Here is a 16597-nt window from a genome sequence, read left to right as displayed (position 1 = left end):
TTGGCCCACGCGGCGAAACCCGGCGGCAGGCGACCTTGCAGCGAGGTACCGGCCTTGACCATCGCCTCGCGAGAATCGCCGATACGGTTGCGCAGGTCGCGCATCTGCAAACGGCTCTGCAGGCTGAACTGCCCGGCCACCACTGACGCTTCGCCAACACTGGCAGTACGCCCGACACGTTCGATCAAGTCCGGGATCTGTTGCGTCGACAGCTGCATCAGCAGATACGTTTCCATCCACGGATCGAGAATCAGGCCGCTGTCCATGCCCACCTGGTCGCGTACGCTCTGCAAGGCCGCCGAGGCGTTGGTAAAGCGTTCGTAACCGTCTGGCCACCAACCGATGCTGCGCAGGCTGTCGAGGTCGAGGCCGGCGGTAGCGGCTTTGAGTTTCTCGAAACGACCGAGTGCGTCGCCAGTCGCGCCGCTGTTCTTCAGGGCTTGGCCCAACTCGGTTACTGCAGCCTGCAGCGCCGGGGTGGCGGCGCTGAGTGCGTTCATCGCCTGCTGCGCCTGGGCGGTGGGGTTATGGAGAATGTCCACAGCCTTCCAGCGTGCCGCACGATTGCGCTGGGCGATCAGTTGATCGTCCAGGGATTCGAGCGCCAGCAGTTGTCCGGCCCCTGTTCGTTCACTGGCAATGACGCCGAGCCGCGAGCGATAGTCCTGCCCCAGCAACCACAAACTACCTGCCAAAGGCAGCATGAACAGCAGAAACAGCAGCTGGAACTTGCGCGCGAACTGGAACCGCCCGAGCAGGCGAATGCCGGGGGATAGAAGGGTGTGCATGTCCGAATTCTCCACTGGACCAAAAGCGATCGCACTCACTGAACTAGCAAAGTGCCATCAACGCGCTGCAAGATTCACTCCGCAGGACTACCCATCTATCGGCAGGTGCCGCCACGAATTGAGCGCGGCACCTGATCCAGCCAGCACGTCGGGCGTGGCCCGGTAAGTCAGGCATCAGGATGAATCGTGAAAAACCCTCTGAACGCGTCGAAGCTGAAATGCCCAGACCAGGTCGAATGGTCAGGATGGAAGGTGAGCGCTTCCCCAACAGCTCGATTCGGAACATCCAGACGCACCAGATGGTTGTTCTCATCAACACCTTTGTAAGAGAGGGGAATGATCATCATCTGCCCAAAACGGCGACCCGATAACCTGTCAGATCTGATAAGGAGCGAGTCGCCAGCGCACCTCAATGAACAGGTTGGCGCACGTTATGCCCCTTTAGGGGGCGGAGAATGGATGCTTGCCCAAGGGCTTTGTTTTTGGACACCGTGCTGACTATCAATTTTTTTGACCTCACGGTCAGATAGTTGGCCGAACGCAGGCTTGCCAGGCCAGCGGGCACTACACTTCCATCCATAAATCGCCCGCACTGGCCCGCTTCCTGCTTTAGCACGGCGACCTTTAAGTTAACCACCCGGTCAACTTTTATCAGCCTAACTTCGGTGCCTCAGAGCACCCCCGGGGAGCCCCATGCTGGATACGCTGTTCAAACTCAAGGCGCATGACACCACGGTGCGCACAGAAATCCTGGCGGGCGTGACCACGTTCCTGGCCATGGCCTACATCCTCTTCGTCAACCCGAGCATCCTTGGCGAGACCGGCATGGACAAGGGTGCGGTGTTCGTCGCCACCTGCCTGGCCGCTGCTATCGGCTCGGCAATCATGGGCATCATTGCCAACTACCCGATCGCTTTGGCGCCGGGCATGGGCCTCAACGCCTTCTTTACCTACACCGTGGTCCTGCACATGGGTCATACCTGGCAGGTGGCGCTGGGGGCGGTGTTCATCTCGGCGGTGTGCTTCTTCTTGCTGTCGATCTTTCGCATCCGCGAGTGGATCGTCAACAGCATCCCGCTGCCGCTGCGCTCGGGGATTGCCGCGGGTATTGGTTTGTTTCTGGCATTGATCGGCATGCATGAGGCCGGGATCGTGGTCGGCAACCCGGCGACCATGGTCGGGATCGGTGACCTCAGGGCACCTGGGCCGGTGCTGGCGATTCTGGGCTTCTTCCTGATCGTCGGCCTTGAAGCGCTGAAGGTGCGTGGCGCGGTGCTGATCGGCATTCTGGCGGTGACCATCGTCTCGATCGTCGGGGGCTTCAGCCCATTCGGCGGCATCATTTCCGCACCACCGTCACTGCTGCCGACCTTCCTGCAACTGGATATCAAGGGCGCGCTGAATATCGGTCTGGTGAGCGTGATCTTCGCCTTCCTGTTCGTCGACCTGTTCGACAATTCCGGCACCCTCATCGGCGTGGCCAAGCGCGCCGGCCTGATGGACAAGAACGGCCATATGCCGAAGATGGGCCGCGCCCTGATCGCCGACAGCACCGCGGCCATGGCCGGCTCGCTGCTGGGCACATCGACCACCACCAGCTATATCGAGTCGGCAGCAGGCGTGAGCGCCGGTGGCCGTACCGGGCTGACCGCGGTGGTGGTAGCGATCCTGTTCCTGCTGGCACTGTTCTTCGCCCCGCTGGCGGGCAGCGTTCCGGCGTACGCCACCGCGCCGGCGCTGTTGTTCGTGGCGGTGCTGATGTGCTCCGGCCTGGCCGAGATCAATTGGGATGACATTACCGAAGCCGCACCCGTCGTGGTCACCGCGCTGGCGATGCCGTTCACCTACTCGATCGCCAACGGCATCGCCTTCGGCTTCATCGCCTGGACCGCTATCAAGCTCATCTCCGGCCGTGGCCGCGAGCTCAATGCGGCGCTGGTGATTCTGTCGATCCTGTTCGTGATCAAGTTGGGCTGGTTCAATGCGTAAGACTGAGGCCATTGGCATAGCAATCAAGGGGTTAGGTTTGGGCAGGACTGAAAATAATTTTGCACTGACGCTTGACACCTTCTCCATCCAGGGGAATAATGCGCGCCACTTGGCTACATAGCTCAGTTGGTTAGAGCATAGCATTCATAATGCTGGGGTCCGGGGTTCAAGTCCCTGTGTAGCCACCAAGTACCTGTTTCGTGATGTCTATGGATGTCTACGAAGCTAACGAGAAGCCCGCCTAGTGCGGGCTTTCTTGTTTCTGTCTATCTCTCCCTGTATCCCCCTATACCTTCCCGCCGTGTATCCTCGCCAAATAATTGAACCGAGGGGATACAAGCCTGATGAAGCGATCTGAGATCAAGCGCCGCCCCCCTTTCAGATACCGTATTGGCCGGGCTGGAGCCTGACGCCAAGGAATACCGGGAGCTGGACGACAGTAGCCTTTATTTCCGGGTCAAGACTGATGGCCAGAAGTCTTGGCAGCTCCGCTATAAGAAGCCCGACGGCAAATAGTCCTGGCTGGGGCCCGGTGGCTATCCCGAGGTGGGTGGCGCCCTCGCCCACCAGAAAGCGGCCGAACTTTACTCTGACGCTGCTGCGGGCAGAAACCCGTTTGTATCCCAGCAGGCCAAGAAGAAGGAACGGGCCACCGCTGGGGATACATTCGAGCCACCGGCACGCGACTGGTACGCCTCACGAATCACCAAATGGGACGCGGGCACCGCGAAGCGCATCATCGGTGCGCTGGAGCGGCACGTGTTCCCGGTGTTCGGTACCCGCCCCTACGCCGACATCACGCCGCTCGAATGGATGGAGTTGCTAAGGGGCATGGAGCAGAAAGGCATCCTCGAGCAGATGAGCCGCGTTCGATCATACTGCCGTGATGCCTACGACTTGGCCCGAGTGACGGGCCGCGCTACTCACAACCCCCTAGACGGCCTGCAGAAGTACCTCCAGTCAGGCAAGGCTGAAAACTACGCCCATGTCCCACCTGAGGAGTTGCCCGGCCTAATCCGGGCCATTAATGCCTACCCGCATGCTAATGATGTGCGCCTAGGGCTTCGCCTGCTCACGATGTTCGCCGTGCGTCCCAGCGAGTTACGAGAAGCGCGGTGATCTGAGTTCGATATGTAGAAGAAGCTTTGGACGGTCCCGGTTGATCGGAAAGGAAGGAAAAAAGGCCTAGAGCACCTGGTGCCACTTTCGACCCAAGCTATTGCAGCGCTTGAGGAGCTTCGAATCTATACCGGCGCATACCCCCTCCTCTTCCCTGGGCGAAGCGATCACACCACACCGCGCAGCGACACCGTGTTTCTCATGGCGCTGCGCCGCATGGGCTACGAGGGTCGCCAGACCGGCCACGGTTTCCGCCATATCGCCTCCACCATCCTGAACGAGCATGGCTTCGACGAAAACCACGTCGAGGCTCAGCTATCGCATAAGAAGCCGGGAGTGGCCGGCATCTACAACAAAGCCCAGTACCTCGCCCAGCGCGCGAAGATGATGCAATGGTATTCGAACTATTTGGCCGGCCTGGCGAGCGGGACCGTGTTGAAGGGCGAGTTCGGCAAGAGGGCCTGACGCGGGCCTTCCTTCGGTCAGTAGACAGATATAGACTGTGAGCCATCACTGTCCAAAAACACAGTGGCCAGCACGCAAAAATCTCTCCTTGCGTGGCCGACTCGCGACCAAGGCCTGCCGAGTTGATGGATAAGATCTACAAACTGCTGCCGTGGCTAAATGCGGAACAGGCAGTGGACTGGCTCTGTGGCCTTACTGACACCCAGATGACCGAGGAATTGCTAATTAGCCTTTGCGACGCTGGGCACGCGCAGGTATTTATCGACGTGGGCCGCTCGTGCCAGGGTTTGGATGATGGGGACTGGGTGAGTGAGGTGATAGCCAGCGGGAAGCAGATGGTTGTCGATCCATCCATTCTGAACAAGCCATCGTCATCGCACTCATACATGGTCCTGCGCGGTGACGTACTGGACCTCCGCGATATACAACCCGGAAGGCGGCAAAATATCGACTGGTTCCCTAGTAGCCCGCCAGCAATTTTCCTGTGCTTCAAACAAGCAGATGTTCTCGCACTTGCCGACAAGATCAACTCGGACGACGCGGCCGAGAAAGCCGATCTGATCGCGCAGTCCGAGCGTAATCGTAAAGAGCGAGAACAGGCCCTCCACGCGCTACATGAAGCGCAGGAAAATATCATTGCACTAGAGGATAAGCTTCAGCAGGCCCTGGCTAGCCACGCTGATGCTGGGCTCAGTGCGACCTCCAAGAAATCACATTTGTTGGCCATCGGCGGATTGCTGCGTCTAGTCAAGGATACTGATCGCCCCAGGTATAACCAGAGCAGCGCGGTCAACACGATTGCCGCAATGGGCTGGACTGGAGCTGGCTCATCAAACCTCAACCATATTTTTGCAGAAGCCAATATTGCGGCTAAGGATGCAGAGAGTGAGGTTTTAGCCAAGCTTGAGGCGCGGGATATGGCTATGAAGCAGTCCAGCGAAGCCTAGAACCTATTGCAATTGCAAAAACGAAAATCGCAGTTGCAATGACCTACCCCCTCGATTATCTCAACCTGTCTCCCGTCATCTACAGCGATAACGGGAAGCATCCATGCAAACCATTCATACACATAACCAATCCTCCGCCACAGATTCGTGCCTTCACAGCACCGTCGCGGCACTGGCCAATAACTACGGGCTGATGTTCGTCCGCACACCAGAAAAGGTCCCTAATAACTGGGGCTCGCCATGCCTGGTGACGCGCTACGCCCTGCCGCAAAGCCAGCCCAAAGCTGCCCGCGCGGTGCTGGCCTACCTTCTCACCCCTGCTGGCGAACGCCGGGAGGCGGGCATGACGGCCAAGATCATTGCACTTACCCAAGTCGCTGGTGAGCCACGGGTGGACAGTCGCCAGGTCGCCGAGCAGTTAGGCAGTAAGCACAAAAACACCTTGGAGCTGATCGACCGCTACACCGAGAAATTCAAAGGGTTTGGCTTGCTCGCGTTTCAAACGCAGGCAAGGCCTGGAGGCCAGCATGGGGGTGGCGCTGTTCGTTTCGCGCTGCTCAATGAGGATCAAGCATTCTTCCTGCTGACGCTCTCTCGCAACACTGAGCGTGTTGTTGACCTGAAAGCGAGCCTCATCCTGGCGTTTCGTGAAGCACGGTATGGGTACGCCTGCCAGACGCTGGAGGCCAACAAGAAGGAGGCCAGCCAAAGTGGTAGCCGTCTCGCCCGCTGGCGGTATGCCAAGCCCGGTCTACAAGACCACGTTGCCCATCTGCGGGAGCAGTTGCGTCTTCCACTGGATCTTGAGGTGGCCATATGACCTCCTACGCCGGACAGTCCGTCCAGGCCCATAGCGACTTCATCTGTAACGAACTGTTGCCCAATCTGGTGGCCTACGCTGACGGCCGCGCCGCGCCTGCGGAAGTGGTGGTCATGGCCACACTCCTCTCTCGTTATCCCTCGCATGCCGATCCGCAGCACGATCTGCGCAGGTGCTACGCCTATCACCATGGATGGCCTGACCATGCCAGCGATCGCCTGTGCGACAGCTCGTGGCTTGAAGTGGCAGACGGTCAAAATGCGCCGCATGCGTGGCGATAGCTGGACTCAGGCCCTGCAACCGAACTTGAGAAAGAGCACCTTCATGTCTGGCTGGCGTCTGGCCGGCTGATGCGCACCACCATCGGAGCGCCCGCATGACTAAAAAGCTCAGGCCGGACTGGGAAGCCATCGAGCGGGCATATCGTGCCGGGTCGGTATCAGTGCGCTCAATCGCCGAGGCCCACGACACCAGCGAGGGCACCATACGCAGTCGGGCCAAGGCTCAAGGGTGGCAGCGAGACCTGACAGACCAGGTGCGCACGGCGACCAAGGACAAGATCTCGCGCAACACTTCACGCACTGATTTCACGCAGCCTGACGTGCGTGAAGACGCTGTGGTGGTCGAGGAAGCATCGAGCGCCCGGGCTGATGTCGTGATGGGCCAGATCTCGCGCCTGAGCGTCTGGCAGGGCATATCGCAAAAGCTGGCCAAGTCCCTGAGCGAGGACGAAGTGACGGAAGAGAACCGCGGCGAGTTTGCGCGGTGCCTGAGCATCGGCGTCGACGCAGAGCTGAAGCTGATAAAGGCCGAGCGCCAGGCCTACGGGATCGATGAGACGCCGCACGAAGAAACCTACGAGACCCGACTGGCCCGAGTGATGGGCGACACCGGCGTGGCGATGGGTTAGGCGCGCTTTGGTCCGACTCGGGTCATTTGAGCTGTCTCAGATGCCACTGTGTTGATTTCTACACAGCCTGTCGATTTCTACACAGCGCGGCCGCCCAGGTACGTGGTCAGATAGCCACGAAATACAGCACTGTTGTATTGCAAAACAACACCCCTACGCGGGAGCAGGATGATCCAAATCAGGATCATCCCTTCTGCCCGCGAAGGGCGGTGACCACCGCCACCAAAACCCCCTCGGTACAGCTCACGTAATTACCCGAGGATGCCCAGGGCGTACTGGCTGACAATGGCGTAGATCTGCTCCATCAAAACTACCGGGATTCCGGCAGTATTGACCAAGCTGAAACTACCAAAATCAGTCGAGTCGACGGTAATCGGCAGTCTCACTGAGACGGTTTGGTCTTACTCGGCCGGCGTCCCGCTTGGCACGGTGCCAGGCACAACCTAGGCAGTTCCAAGGCAATGGCCGGCATGATCCATTATTGCTACATTTGTAGCAGTTTCCCAGGCCACCAGGGAAGGATTCTCAATGGAAGAAAATGCATTGCTAAGCGCTATCGAGCTGCGCCAGTACGCAGAGCGTTTTCGCCGAGCAGCACTTCAAGCACTTGGCGAGGTGTCGACGCCTCCAGATTCAATGAAGCGTTTCCCGAATGGATGCTGCGGCGTGTCATCCGACATGCTTGGTCATCTACTGAACGAAATAAGAGTCGATAGCGCTCACTACATAAACGGGAGCCGGTATCCACGACCTGGCGACTGCCGGACCCATGCGTGGATACAGTATGGGAGCCTGGTGGTCGATGTTACCGGCGACCAATTCACTGGGCGCCCACCTATCTTCGTGGGGGAGGCAGATACTTGGTTTGGCACGTGGGATACAGACGACTCGAGCTCGCGACCCGCTCTTTATAAGTCAGGAAGCGATACCTGTGCCGGGAAGATTTTCAGGCGTATCAGAGAAATTATGCGATCTGGAGCGCTACCTAAACTACCCGAATAACGAGTAGTTTGACCCAAGCCCAGGGCTGCCCTCCCATTTTGGTATGGCAGGTTTCGCCGTTCAAAGCGCCTCAGGCCGGTGGGGGGCTAAGTCGGAATGGCACAGCCACAGGTGATCTGTGCTCACTTCCACGGAATTTCCCTAAAGACTTGGATGCCCTGGCCGACTACCAGTCAATAGTCGAGCCGCTCTAGTTCGGCGTTCACCCACACAGATCTAGTGCAGTCACTCATGTTCATGCCCGAATACATAGTGCGCTTCTTCAAAGGCCTTTCCCCCTCGGCCCATTTGCAATGGCTCGCGACGCTGCTTTTGTTTCCCATCATCGCTTGGTGTGGCGGCGAGCCCGATATGACGGATAGACCGCTAACGCGCACCGAAGGGTGGATCGCAGATGTTCGCAACCTAAGACACGGGTATGAACTAGTTCTGCAATCCTACGCAAATCCAAAGGAGAGCGAGGGCCTGTCCATTAATGAGGGACGCACTACAGTGGGCGACCAAGGTCTGATTCGTTACAATCAAAAACTCCGGGTCGAGCGTTACGGCAATTCGGTAGCGAACTGCTGGGTGGGTGATCAACAGGTGTGCTTTTCCAAATGCACCAGTGACTTGCAATGCAAAGAAAGGCAGGAGGCCACTAACCGGTTAGTTTTACCTTGGGGAGTCGGGCTGACCCTTTTTGGTTACTTGTTCACCCTGACCTGGCTCGCCTGCGGCGGGAAAATCGGAACAGAACCGAAGAGTCACAAGGAAAGCCCTTAGGATTTGCGAAACGGGTCTTTCTACTCGCGTTAGTGGCGACCCTCTACATGATCCGGTTGATGCTCGGTCAGCACGCGTTTAAGTGATCATGGCCGCTGCCACCGGGTCAGCCAGTATGTACGGTTGCATTACCGGGGAAAAGCCGTTACCAGGCGGGAACAATTCAGACTGCGAACATTCTGGGGAGCAATCAGAGCGGGCTAGTAGAGCCAGAAGCTGCTTTGGGAGACGACGTGGACGACGACGAGTCAGCGGAGTGACCCGGCGCCCCAGATCCAGTCGTTAGAATAAATCAAACTCCATATCGCTTGTTCCCACCAGAGGTTATGCAATACCGGCCGCCCCTCGGGCCGATGCATACGGTCGTCGAAGAGCACGGGCAGGATGATGAATAGCTCGATGGCGCGGTTCTTTGAGCGGGCGGGGTATACGGTTTGGCAGGTGCCGGCGGTGTATTGGTAACGGTGGCGCGTCGAATCCAGCACTCAGCAGTTGCACAAAGGCTGCTTGATGAAACCCATCTGCCGATCTCGCCAGGTTTGGATATCCGACTCCAGCCGTCTCGCTGCTCATACACCTGGACAGCGGCCCCTCGCGCCAGCGATGAAACGATACTTCCCTTTGGGGTCGACCGGACGTTTAGCCGATCTGCGTCGATAAAGCTAGATCGAGCCTGCGGTGCCGGAGCAACCAGCTGGGATGCGGTGGAAGTTGGGGTAGCTAACGGAGGGGAGCCACCGGAAGGGGATCGAGGATTTGATTTATCTCGGCTTCCCCAAATCATAAACAACACGACTAAGACGAAGGCGATGCCGCCCCATCCACTCTTATTTGCTCGCATATCGGTAACCTTCCTGGGCAGCGAGATCCTGCAACCACTATAGTCGACAACCGTTTATCGGAGCGGATGGCAATCAACCGAGCGAGGTCAAAATGACCACCAAAACCAGCCAGCGGCCATCACCGTGTATCCCCACGTGTATCCCTAAAAACTGTAATCAATGAAATTGCTAGCAAATTCAGTAGCATAATCCAACAGTTCAGGTGCCTGTGTACACCAAGTACTAAAAAGGGCTTACCGCAAGGTAAGCCCTTTTTTTCGCCCTTGATAAAAGGAGAGTCCTACACACTTGTAGGCAATCGTACTATCCCACCTGAATGGGCACGAGCTCAGCGTCAAGTCTTACGCCAAGCGCCGCCATGACTTTCATGATCGTCGCCAGACCAGGGTTTCCATCTACAGAGAGTGCCTTTTACAGCCCCTCGCGGGTAAGGCCTGTATCGCGTGGTAGTTGCGCCATTCCACGGGCCCGGGCAATGTCGCCCAAAGCAGCAGCCAGCAATGCCGGATCGTTTTCTTCGAGGCAGGCCTCAAGATAGAAGGCCATGTCCTCTTCGGTTTTCAAATGGTCTACGGCCTCCCATTTGGTCAGTTTGATACCCGTCATAACGGTCTGCTAAAGATCGCCGGCCAGTTTGAGTGCGGCCCTTATATCTTTACCCTGGCTCGCTTTATCGCCACCAGCCAGAAGGATGATGAGTTCATACCCCCTCTGGACGAAATAAATCCGATAGCCTGTGGACCGTAATCAATCCGCAATTCGGATACACCTTCCCCTACCGGCTTGCACCCTCAGCCCTTACCTCGACTCGCCGTGTATTGCGCGTAGGCACTGTCGGCAAGCTGGCGCAACGCCTTGCCGATATTGGCGTAGTCATATTCATTGAGATTGGCCAGCGAGATACGCCCACCCGGTTTCTTGGTGCCAAAGCCACTGGCGGGCAGCATCACAATGCCCGTTTCGTCGGCGATTCTGAACAGCAAAGTGTTAGGGTCCACGTTGTCATGCACCCAGCGTGCAAAGGCTTCGCCATAGAGCCCTTCGGCGATCTGCTCGAAGTCCAGCAGCGTGTAGTACTCCACCTCGAACTCGTCCGCCGGGATAGCCACCCCCAGTTCTCGATACAGCGCGTGGTGGCGCTGGCGAATGAGTTTTTTCAAGACTTGCTTGTAACTGTCGGTGCTGTCGATCAACGCGAATAACGAGAACAGCACCATTTGCACTTGCTGGGGCGTAGACAGCCCGGCCGTATGATTGAGGGCCACGGAACGGCTGTCGGCCACCAGCCGATCAATGAACTTCAACTTTGCCGTGTCAGGTACCAGTGTCTGATAACGCAGGTTGAGCGCCGTGCGTTTGTCGTGATCATAGGCGCCGATCTGGTGGTCGAGGATATTGTCCTTGTGCAAGGCAATCACGCCCAGACGCCAGCCGGTACAGCCGAAGTATTTCGAAAACGAATACACCAGGGCCGTGTTGCGCGGGCAGGTCGCGAACAACGAGGTGAAGTTGTCCGCGAACGTCCCGTACACATCGTCGGTGATGATGAACAGATCCGGGCGCTGTTTCTCGACCAGTTCGGCGATATAGGCCAGACTGCGATCATCGATGCGAACCGACGCCGGATTGCTCGGGTTGACGACAAAAAACACCTTGATGGCCGGGTCCAGCAGTTTGTCCAGTTCAGCCTGGGGATACTGCCAGGCCAGTTCCGGCGAGGCATCGATATGCACCACTTCCAGGCCATAATCTTCAAGTACCGGGATTTCGAAATAAGGCGTGAACGTCGGCATGCCGATCGCAACCTTGTCACCCGCCCGGATGATCTTGTTTTCCTTGAGGCTGTTGAAGATATACGTCATGGCCGCCGTGCCGCCTTCGACCGCGAAGATATCGAAGTCGTCCCGCGAGACGCTGCCACCGATCATCTCCTTGACCAGATACTCGCGCACCACTTTCTCGCTGATGGCCAGCATGCGCGGCGGCACCGGGTAGTTGCAGCCCAGAATACCTTCGACCATTTCATGGAGAAACCCCGGCCCATCCAGCCCCAGCTGATCGCGCACATAGCTGGCGATCTTCATCAGCAGGTCGACGCCAGGCGCACTGGCGTTGTCGGCCAGAAAGCGGTCCAGGCGCGCTTCGATGCCGCTCACCTTCGGCAGGCCACCAATGCCATTGCCTAGGAATGAAAACGACAACTCGGCCTCGCGGTTGGCGAACAGCCCCAGTTGGCAAAATGCCTGGCGCGGCAAGGTCGCAAGGAAGTTCGGATTGCCACGCCCGGCATTTAGCAACAGGCGGTTTTCCTGGCCGCTGGCGACCTTGATCAGTTCATCCTTGAGTTCGAACGGGCTGAGTGCCGCGTATTGGCTGTAATCGTTACTCATGTGAGGCTCCAGTAATGTGGGGGCATGGGCCGCAGGGCCGGCATGAAAAGTGATCAGGCGAGAATGACGATCAACACCATCCCCCAGATGGTCAGTAGCGTATTGCCTACTGCGTAAGTCACGGTGTACCCCAGGGCCGGGACGTTGCTTTTGGCTGTCTCGCAAATCATGCCAAGCGCCGCCGTGGTGGTCCGCGCGCCGGCGCAGCAGCCCAGCACCAGGGCGGGATGGAAGCGAAACACATACCGCGCGATGAACATGCCGAGGATCAACGGCAGCGAGGTGGCGAATATGCCCCACAGGAACAGGCTCACGCCGAGGGTCTGCAAGCCGTGCACAAATCCAGGCGCCGCATTGATGCCGACCACAGCGATAAAGACGTTCAAGCCGACCGAGTTCATGAACCATACGGTGGGCTCCGGAATCCTGCCGAAGGTCGGATGAATCGAGCGCAACCAGCCGAACACCAATCCGGCGATCAACGCGCCGCCTGCGGTGGAGAGCGTGATCGGCACGCCATGCACGGTGAACACCGCCGCGCCGATCAGAGCACCGATGAAAATCGCCATGCCGATGAACGCCACGTCGGCCATGTTGCTCTTGCGGTCCGGCTGCCCTAGCTCCTTGGCAGCGGCGGTGGTATCTGCGGTCAGCCCGGCCAGGGTGATGATGTCACCGCGGTGAATGACGGTCTTGGGCAGCACGGGCAAGTCGGTGGCGATCGCGCCGCGCTTGATCTGGCGAATGAACACGCCATGGGCTGCCGGCAATCGGGACAGCTGTTCAAGCGTCTGGCCGTCATAGCGCTTGTTGGTGACGAAGACATCCACCCCTTCGGCCGGCACGGCGAGCAATTCAGGGTCATCGACCTCGGCCTCGGAATGTCCCAGCAGCGCCAGGATGTCTGCGTTCTGGCCGCCCACTGCGAGGATATCTCCGGCGATCAAGATGGTACTGGACCTCAGGGGCTCGATCGTGCCACCGCGTCGCAGTCGTTCGATGAATACCCGCTTGCCCTGCGAGCGAGACTCGGCCTGGCCAAGGGTCAATCCGACGAATTCGCTGTGCTCCGGCACCTTGTAGGCCCGCAGCACGTAGCGATGCCACGCCGTGCCTTCGCTGGCGATATCCTGATGGCCGCCCATGCTGACTTCGTAATCCTTGCAGGCCTTGACCAGGTCGATACGCAGCAACTTGGGGCCCAGCAACGCAAGGATCAGCGCCGAACCGACCGTGCCGAAGATATAGGTGACGGCATAGGCCACCGGCATCGCGTCGAGTTGCTGGCGCGCTTGCTCGGCGTCCAGGCCCAAGCGGTTGATCGCGTCGGTGGCCAGGCCCATCGAGGCCGAGATCGTCTGCGAACCGGCGAACATCCCGGCCGTGGAGCCAAGCCCATAGCCGGCGACCCAGGTGGCCAGCACCGGCGCTGCCAGGCACAGCACGCACATGACCACGGCGAACAAGGCCTGTGGCAGACCGTCCTTGGCGATGCCGCGCACGAACTGCGGTCCTACGCCGTAGCCGACCGCAAAAAGAAACATCAGGAAAAAGGTGCTTTTGACGTTCGTCGAGATGACGATACCCGCCTGGCCGATCAACAGCGAAGCGATCAGGGTCGAGGTGACCGCTCCGAGGCTGAACCCTCTGAAGGTCTTGCCGCCAAACCAGAATCCCAGACCGAGAGACAAAAAGATCGCCATCTCCGGATAGGCGCGCAGAGTGCTTTGGAGCCAGTTCACGGTGCTTTCCTTACGCTGAGTGCAATGCATGGCATGGCCGCCGTGACGCTGCGTGTCGGCGCCTTGCAGCCATGCTCGATGAAGGGTTATTGGCTGGCGGTGTCTGCGGATACCGCTGCGCCATGGCTGAAGGAGGGACCCGCCTCGGAGTGCCGCACGGGGTTTTTCTGCAGGTAGGCGATGGCTTTGTGCAGGTCATCGAGCAGCAGGCCGATCAGGTCTCGGCTGACACCGTGGCGCACCAGTACGCGTTGCACCACGACATCCTGGCGGTCGGACGGCAACGGGTAGGATGCGATCTGCCAGCCACGCATACGCACACGCTCGGACAGGTCATAGAGCGTGAAGCCATGCTCGATGCCGTCCTTGAGCTTGTAGCACACCGCTGGCAAACCGCCATGACCGTCGTATACCAGCTCGAGCGGGGCCATTTTCGCGATCTCGGACGCCAGCCACTGGGCCGTATCCGAACAAGCCTGCTGAATACGCGTATAGCCTTCGCGTCCCAGCCTGAGGAAGTTGTAGTACTGGGCGATGATTTCGCCGCCGGGTCGGCTGAAGTTCAAGGCGAACGTGGCCATATTGCCGCCCAGATAGTCCACGTAGAAGATCAGCTCTTCAGGCAGGTCAGCCTTGGCCCGCCAGATGATCCAACCCACGCCCAGCGGGGCCAGCCCATACTTGTGGCCTGACGCATTGATCGATTTGACCCGCTCGATGCTGAAATCCCAGCTGAGTTGCTGCTGAATGAACGGCGCGATAAAACCGCCACTCGCAGCGTCGACATGGATGGGGATGTCCAGCCCCAGCTCACGCTGCAGACTGTCGAGTTCGTTCGCCAACGCTGCCACGGGTTCATAGATGCCGGTAAAGGTCACACCGAGGGTAGCGACTACGCCGATGGTGTTTTCATCGCAGTAGTGGCGCAAGTCTTCGGGCCGCAGGCCCAGGGCGCCTTCGCGCAGGGGTACCTCGCGTATTTCGACGTCGAAGTAACGGGCGAATTTCTTCCAGCAGATCTGTACCGGGCCACACACGAAATTCGGTTTATCCGCTGGCAGGCCGGCGGCTTCGCGACGCTTCTTCCAGCTCCATTTAAGGGCCAGCCCACCCAGCATCGCAGCTTCACTGGATCCTGTGGTAGAACAACCCACGGTTTGCCATGATTTGGGCGCGTGCCATAGGTCGGCAATGATGTGTACGCAGCGGTTTTCGATCTCGGCCGTCTGCGGGTATTCATCCTTGTCGATCATGTTCTTGTCGAGGGCATCGGCCATCAGCTGCTGGACCTGCGGTTCGACCCAGGTCGTGCAGAAGGTCGCCAGATTTTGCCGAGAGTTGCCATCCAGCAACAATTCGTCGCGCACCAGGTTATAAGCGGTCGACGGTGCAGAGGAGTGATCGGGCAGGCGATATTTGGGCAAGCGCCGCTCCGAGGCGCCGCTTGAATAAACGTCTTCAAGCGAGGGATCGCGCGTTTCAACGGTTTGATGCAAAGCCATGACATAACTCCGTGATCGAGAACGGAGTCGAGCGAACAAACAACAGGCGTGCCTGCGCTCGGCTCGGTATTCAATCTGACCGACCCGACGCCGACGGACAATCGCATAAGGCGCCATAGCCTTGGCATCCGACGCCAGCCGTTGGTCACCACTTTGACGAAACGGCTTGGGGGCCCCGATAATGCGGCCCCCGCGCCAGGATTCGCGGTGACTGACAAGGAATGTACATGCCAGAGGTAATCCCCTCTTTAGCGCACTTCATGATCGACGCCCTGAGATCGACAGGGTTGGATATCGACGCCTTTTGCCTGGCCGTGGACCTCGACGTGCACGCCTTGGACTTCGACGAGTCGTGGATTGCCCGGGTCAAGCTCTATCGCCTGTATACGTTGGCGGCGCAGTTGTCCAACGACCCTGACATCGGGCTACGCGCCACGTCGCCAGCTGGCCCGGGCATCTTCGATGTGGTGGGTTATGTGATGATGTCCAGCGCCACGTTACATGTCGCGCTGCAGCACATGGTTCACTTCGTCACCCTGCTCGATACCTCCATCGCCATCTCGCTACAGGCCCAGGGTGGGCAACACCGTCTCGCCTGCCATTTTCTGGACTCGCACAAGGTGCCACGCCAATATGGCGATGCCGCCATCGCCTTGATGGTGGGACTTTGCCGAATGCTCACGACCCCGGCGCTTTCCATTCGCGGGGTCGGCGTCATGCATTCGATCCCGGCCGACGTCTCGGTATACGAGCAGACCTTCCATTGCCCGGTGCAATTCGGCGCGCCGTGCTATTCCATCTTGCTGGACAACGCCGACCTCGAAAGGCCGCTGGCCTCGGCAAACAAGCAATTGGCCCCGTTGCATGAAATGGTCGCCGAGATGCACTTGTCTACCCGCCGCCACTTCTCCATACCGGGGGAGGTGAGAAAAATGATTCTCGAGTCGTTGAGCGAGGGAATTCCAAGCCTCGAAGACCTGGCGAAAAAACTGTGCGTGAGCAAACGCACGTTGCAACGACTACTGCACAAGGACGGCCAACCTTATAAAGATCTGGTCAATGAAACACGCCGCAGCCAGACAGAATTCCATTTGGGCAATAGCCAGTGCACATTGCAGGAAGCCGCGTACCACGTTGGCTTTCGCGAGCTGAGCAGTTTTTATCGCGCATGCCATCAATGGTTTGGCATGACGCCAGGCCAGTACCGGCTGCTGTTGAAGAGCAAGGCTCTGCAGCAGAAGGCTGTCCTGGGGGGGCGGTAGTGAGTTTCTCCAGTCAACGGCAGCATTGTCGCCTGATTGTCACATTCCATTGTT

General features: G+C 58.6%; 12 protein-coding genes, 1 tRNA gene and 3 pseudogenes. 9 read left to right on the top strand and 7 right to left on the bottom strand.

The features are described from left to right. Positions 1-955: 955 nt before the first annotated feature. Positions 956-1132 (bottom strand): hypothetical protein, encoded by a 177-nt coding sequence (locus REH34_RS20395; RefSeq protein ID WP_311968980.1) that lies wholly within the window; start codon positions 1130-1132, stop codon positions 956-958. A gap of 349 nt (positions 1133-1481) precedes the next feature. Between REH34_RS20395 and REH34_RS20390 the strand changes: the two genes are divergently transcribed. From REH34_RS20390 to REH34_RS20355, 8 genes and pseudogenes are all read left to right on the top strand, one after another. Continuing rightward, a complete protein-coding gene (locus tag REH34_RS20390) occupies positions 1482-2777 on the top strand; it encodes an NCS2 family permease (protein WP_226506724.1) in 1296 nt (431 codons plus the stop codon). 111 nt (positions 2778-2888) lie between these two features. Beyond that, positions 2889-2965: transfer RNA gene (locus REH34_RS20385), tRNA-Met, on the top strand. A 156-nt stretch (positions 2966-3121) separates the two neighbouring features. Continuing rightward, positions 3122-4361 (top strand): annotated as a pseudogene (locus REH34_RS20380) (tyrosine-type recombinase/integrase). 125 nt (positions 4362-4486) lie between these two features. Further along, on the top strand, positions 4487-5308 hold the full coding sequence (locus tag REH34_RS20375) for a hypothetical protein (protein WP_311968979.1): 822 nt from the start codon (positions 4487-4489) through the stop codon (positions 5306-5308). 103 nt (positions 5309-5411) lie between these two features. Next, on the top strand, positions 5412-6128 hold the full coding sequence (locus REH34_RS20370; protein WP_311968978.1) for a Rha family transcriptional regulator: 717 nt from the start codon (positions 5412-5414) through the stop codon (positions 6126-6128). Further along, a complete protein-coding gene (locus REH34_RS20365) occupies positions 6125-6409 on the top strand; it encodes a hypothetical protein (RefSeq protein ID WP_311968977.1) in 285 nt (94 codons plus the stop codon). Before REH34_RS20370 ends, REH34_RS20365 begins: the two co-directional genes overlap by 4 nt. 95 nt (positions 6410-6504) lie before the next feature. Beyond that, positions 6505-7038, top strand: coding sequence for a hypothetical protein (locus REH34_RS20360; RefSeq protein ID WP_311968976.1), 534 nt, complete (start codon positions 6505-6507; stop codon positions 7036-7038). Positions 7039-8271: 1233 nt separating this feature from the next. After that, entirely contained in the window at positions 8272-8805 is a 534-nt protein-coding gene (locus REH34_RS20355) for a hypothetical protein (RefSeq protein ID WP_311968975.1), read from the top strand. A 292-nt stretch (positions 8806-9097) separates the two neighbouring features. Here REH34_RS20355 and REH34_RS30290 read toward each other — a convergent pair whose 3' ends face one another. The 6 genes and pseudogenes from REH34_RS30290 to REH34_RS20330 form a co-directional block, all read right to left on the bottom strand. Next, complete coding sequence (locus tag REH34_RS30290; protein WP_409373339.1) at positions 9098-9589, bottom strand: SH3 domain-containing protein; 492 nt, start codon at positions 9587-9589, stop codon at positions 9098-9100. Positions 9590-9950: 361 nt separating this feature from the next. Further along, a pseudogene (locus tag REH34_RS20350) lies at positions 9951-10253 on the bottom strand (addiction module antidote protein). 9 nt (positions 10254-10262) lie between these two features. Continuing rightward, positions 10263-10432: pseudogene (locus REH34_RS20345) on the bottom strand (type II toxin-antitoxin system RelE/ParE family toxin); the annotation flags it as partial. Positions 10433-10438: 6 nt separating this feature from the next. Continuing rightward, the gene (locus REH34_RS20340) at positions 10439-12037 is read right to left on the bottom strand and encodes a bifunctional aspartate transaminase/aspartate 4-decarboxylase (RefSeq protein ID WP_311968974.1); all 1599 of its coding nucleotides are present in this window, start codon (positions 12035-12037) and stop codon (positions 10439-10441) included. Positions 12038-12090: 53 nt separating this feature from the next. Beyond that, positions 12091-13779: an aspartate-alanine antiporter gene (gene aspT / locus REH34_RS20335; protein ID WP_311968973.1), complete on the bottom strand. Its 1689-nt coding sequence runs from the start codon at positions 13777-13779 to the stop codon at positions 12091-12093. An 86-nt stretch (positions 13780-13865) separates the two neighbouring features. Beyond that, entirely contained in the window at positions 13866-15281 is a 1416-nt protein-coding gene (locus tag REH34_RS20330) for a glutamate decarboxylase (protein WP_311968972.1), read from the bottom strand. A gap of 227 nt (positions 15282-15508) precedes the next feature. Here REH34_RS20330 and REH34_RS20325 point away from each other — a divergent pair, with 227 nt between their 5' ends. Then, complete coding sequence (locus REH34_RS20325) at positions 15509-16543, top strand: AraC family transcriptional regulator (RefSeq protein ID WP_311968971.1); 1035 nt, start codon at positions 15509-15511, stop codon at positions 16541-16543. The last annotated feature ends 54 nt before the right edge of the window (positions 16544-16597 follow it).

This window comes from Pseudomonas baltica (genome assembly GCF_031880315.1).
Lineage (GTDB): Bacteria > Pseudomonadota > Gammaproteobacteria > Pseudomonadales > Pseudomonadaceae > Aquipseudomonas.
The sequence above is the reverse complement of the archived record's forward strand: the minus strand, read 5'-3'. Positions and strand labels throughout refer to the sequence as shown.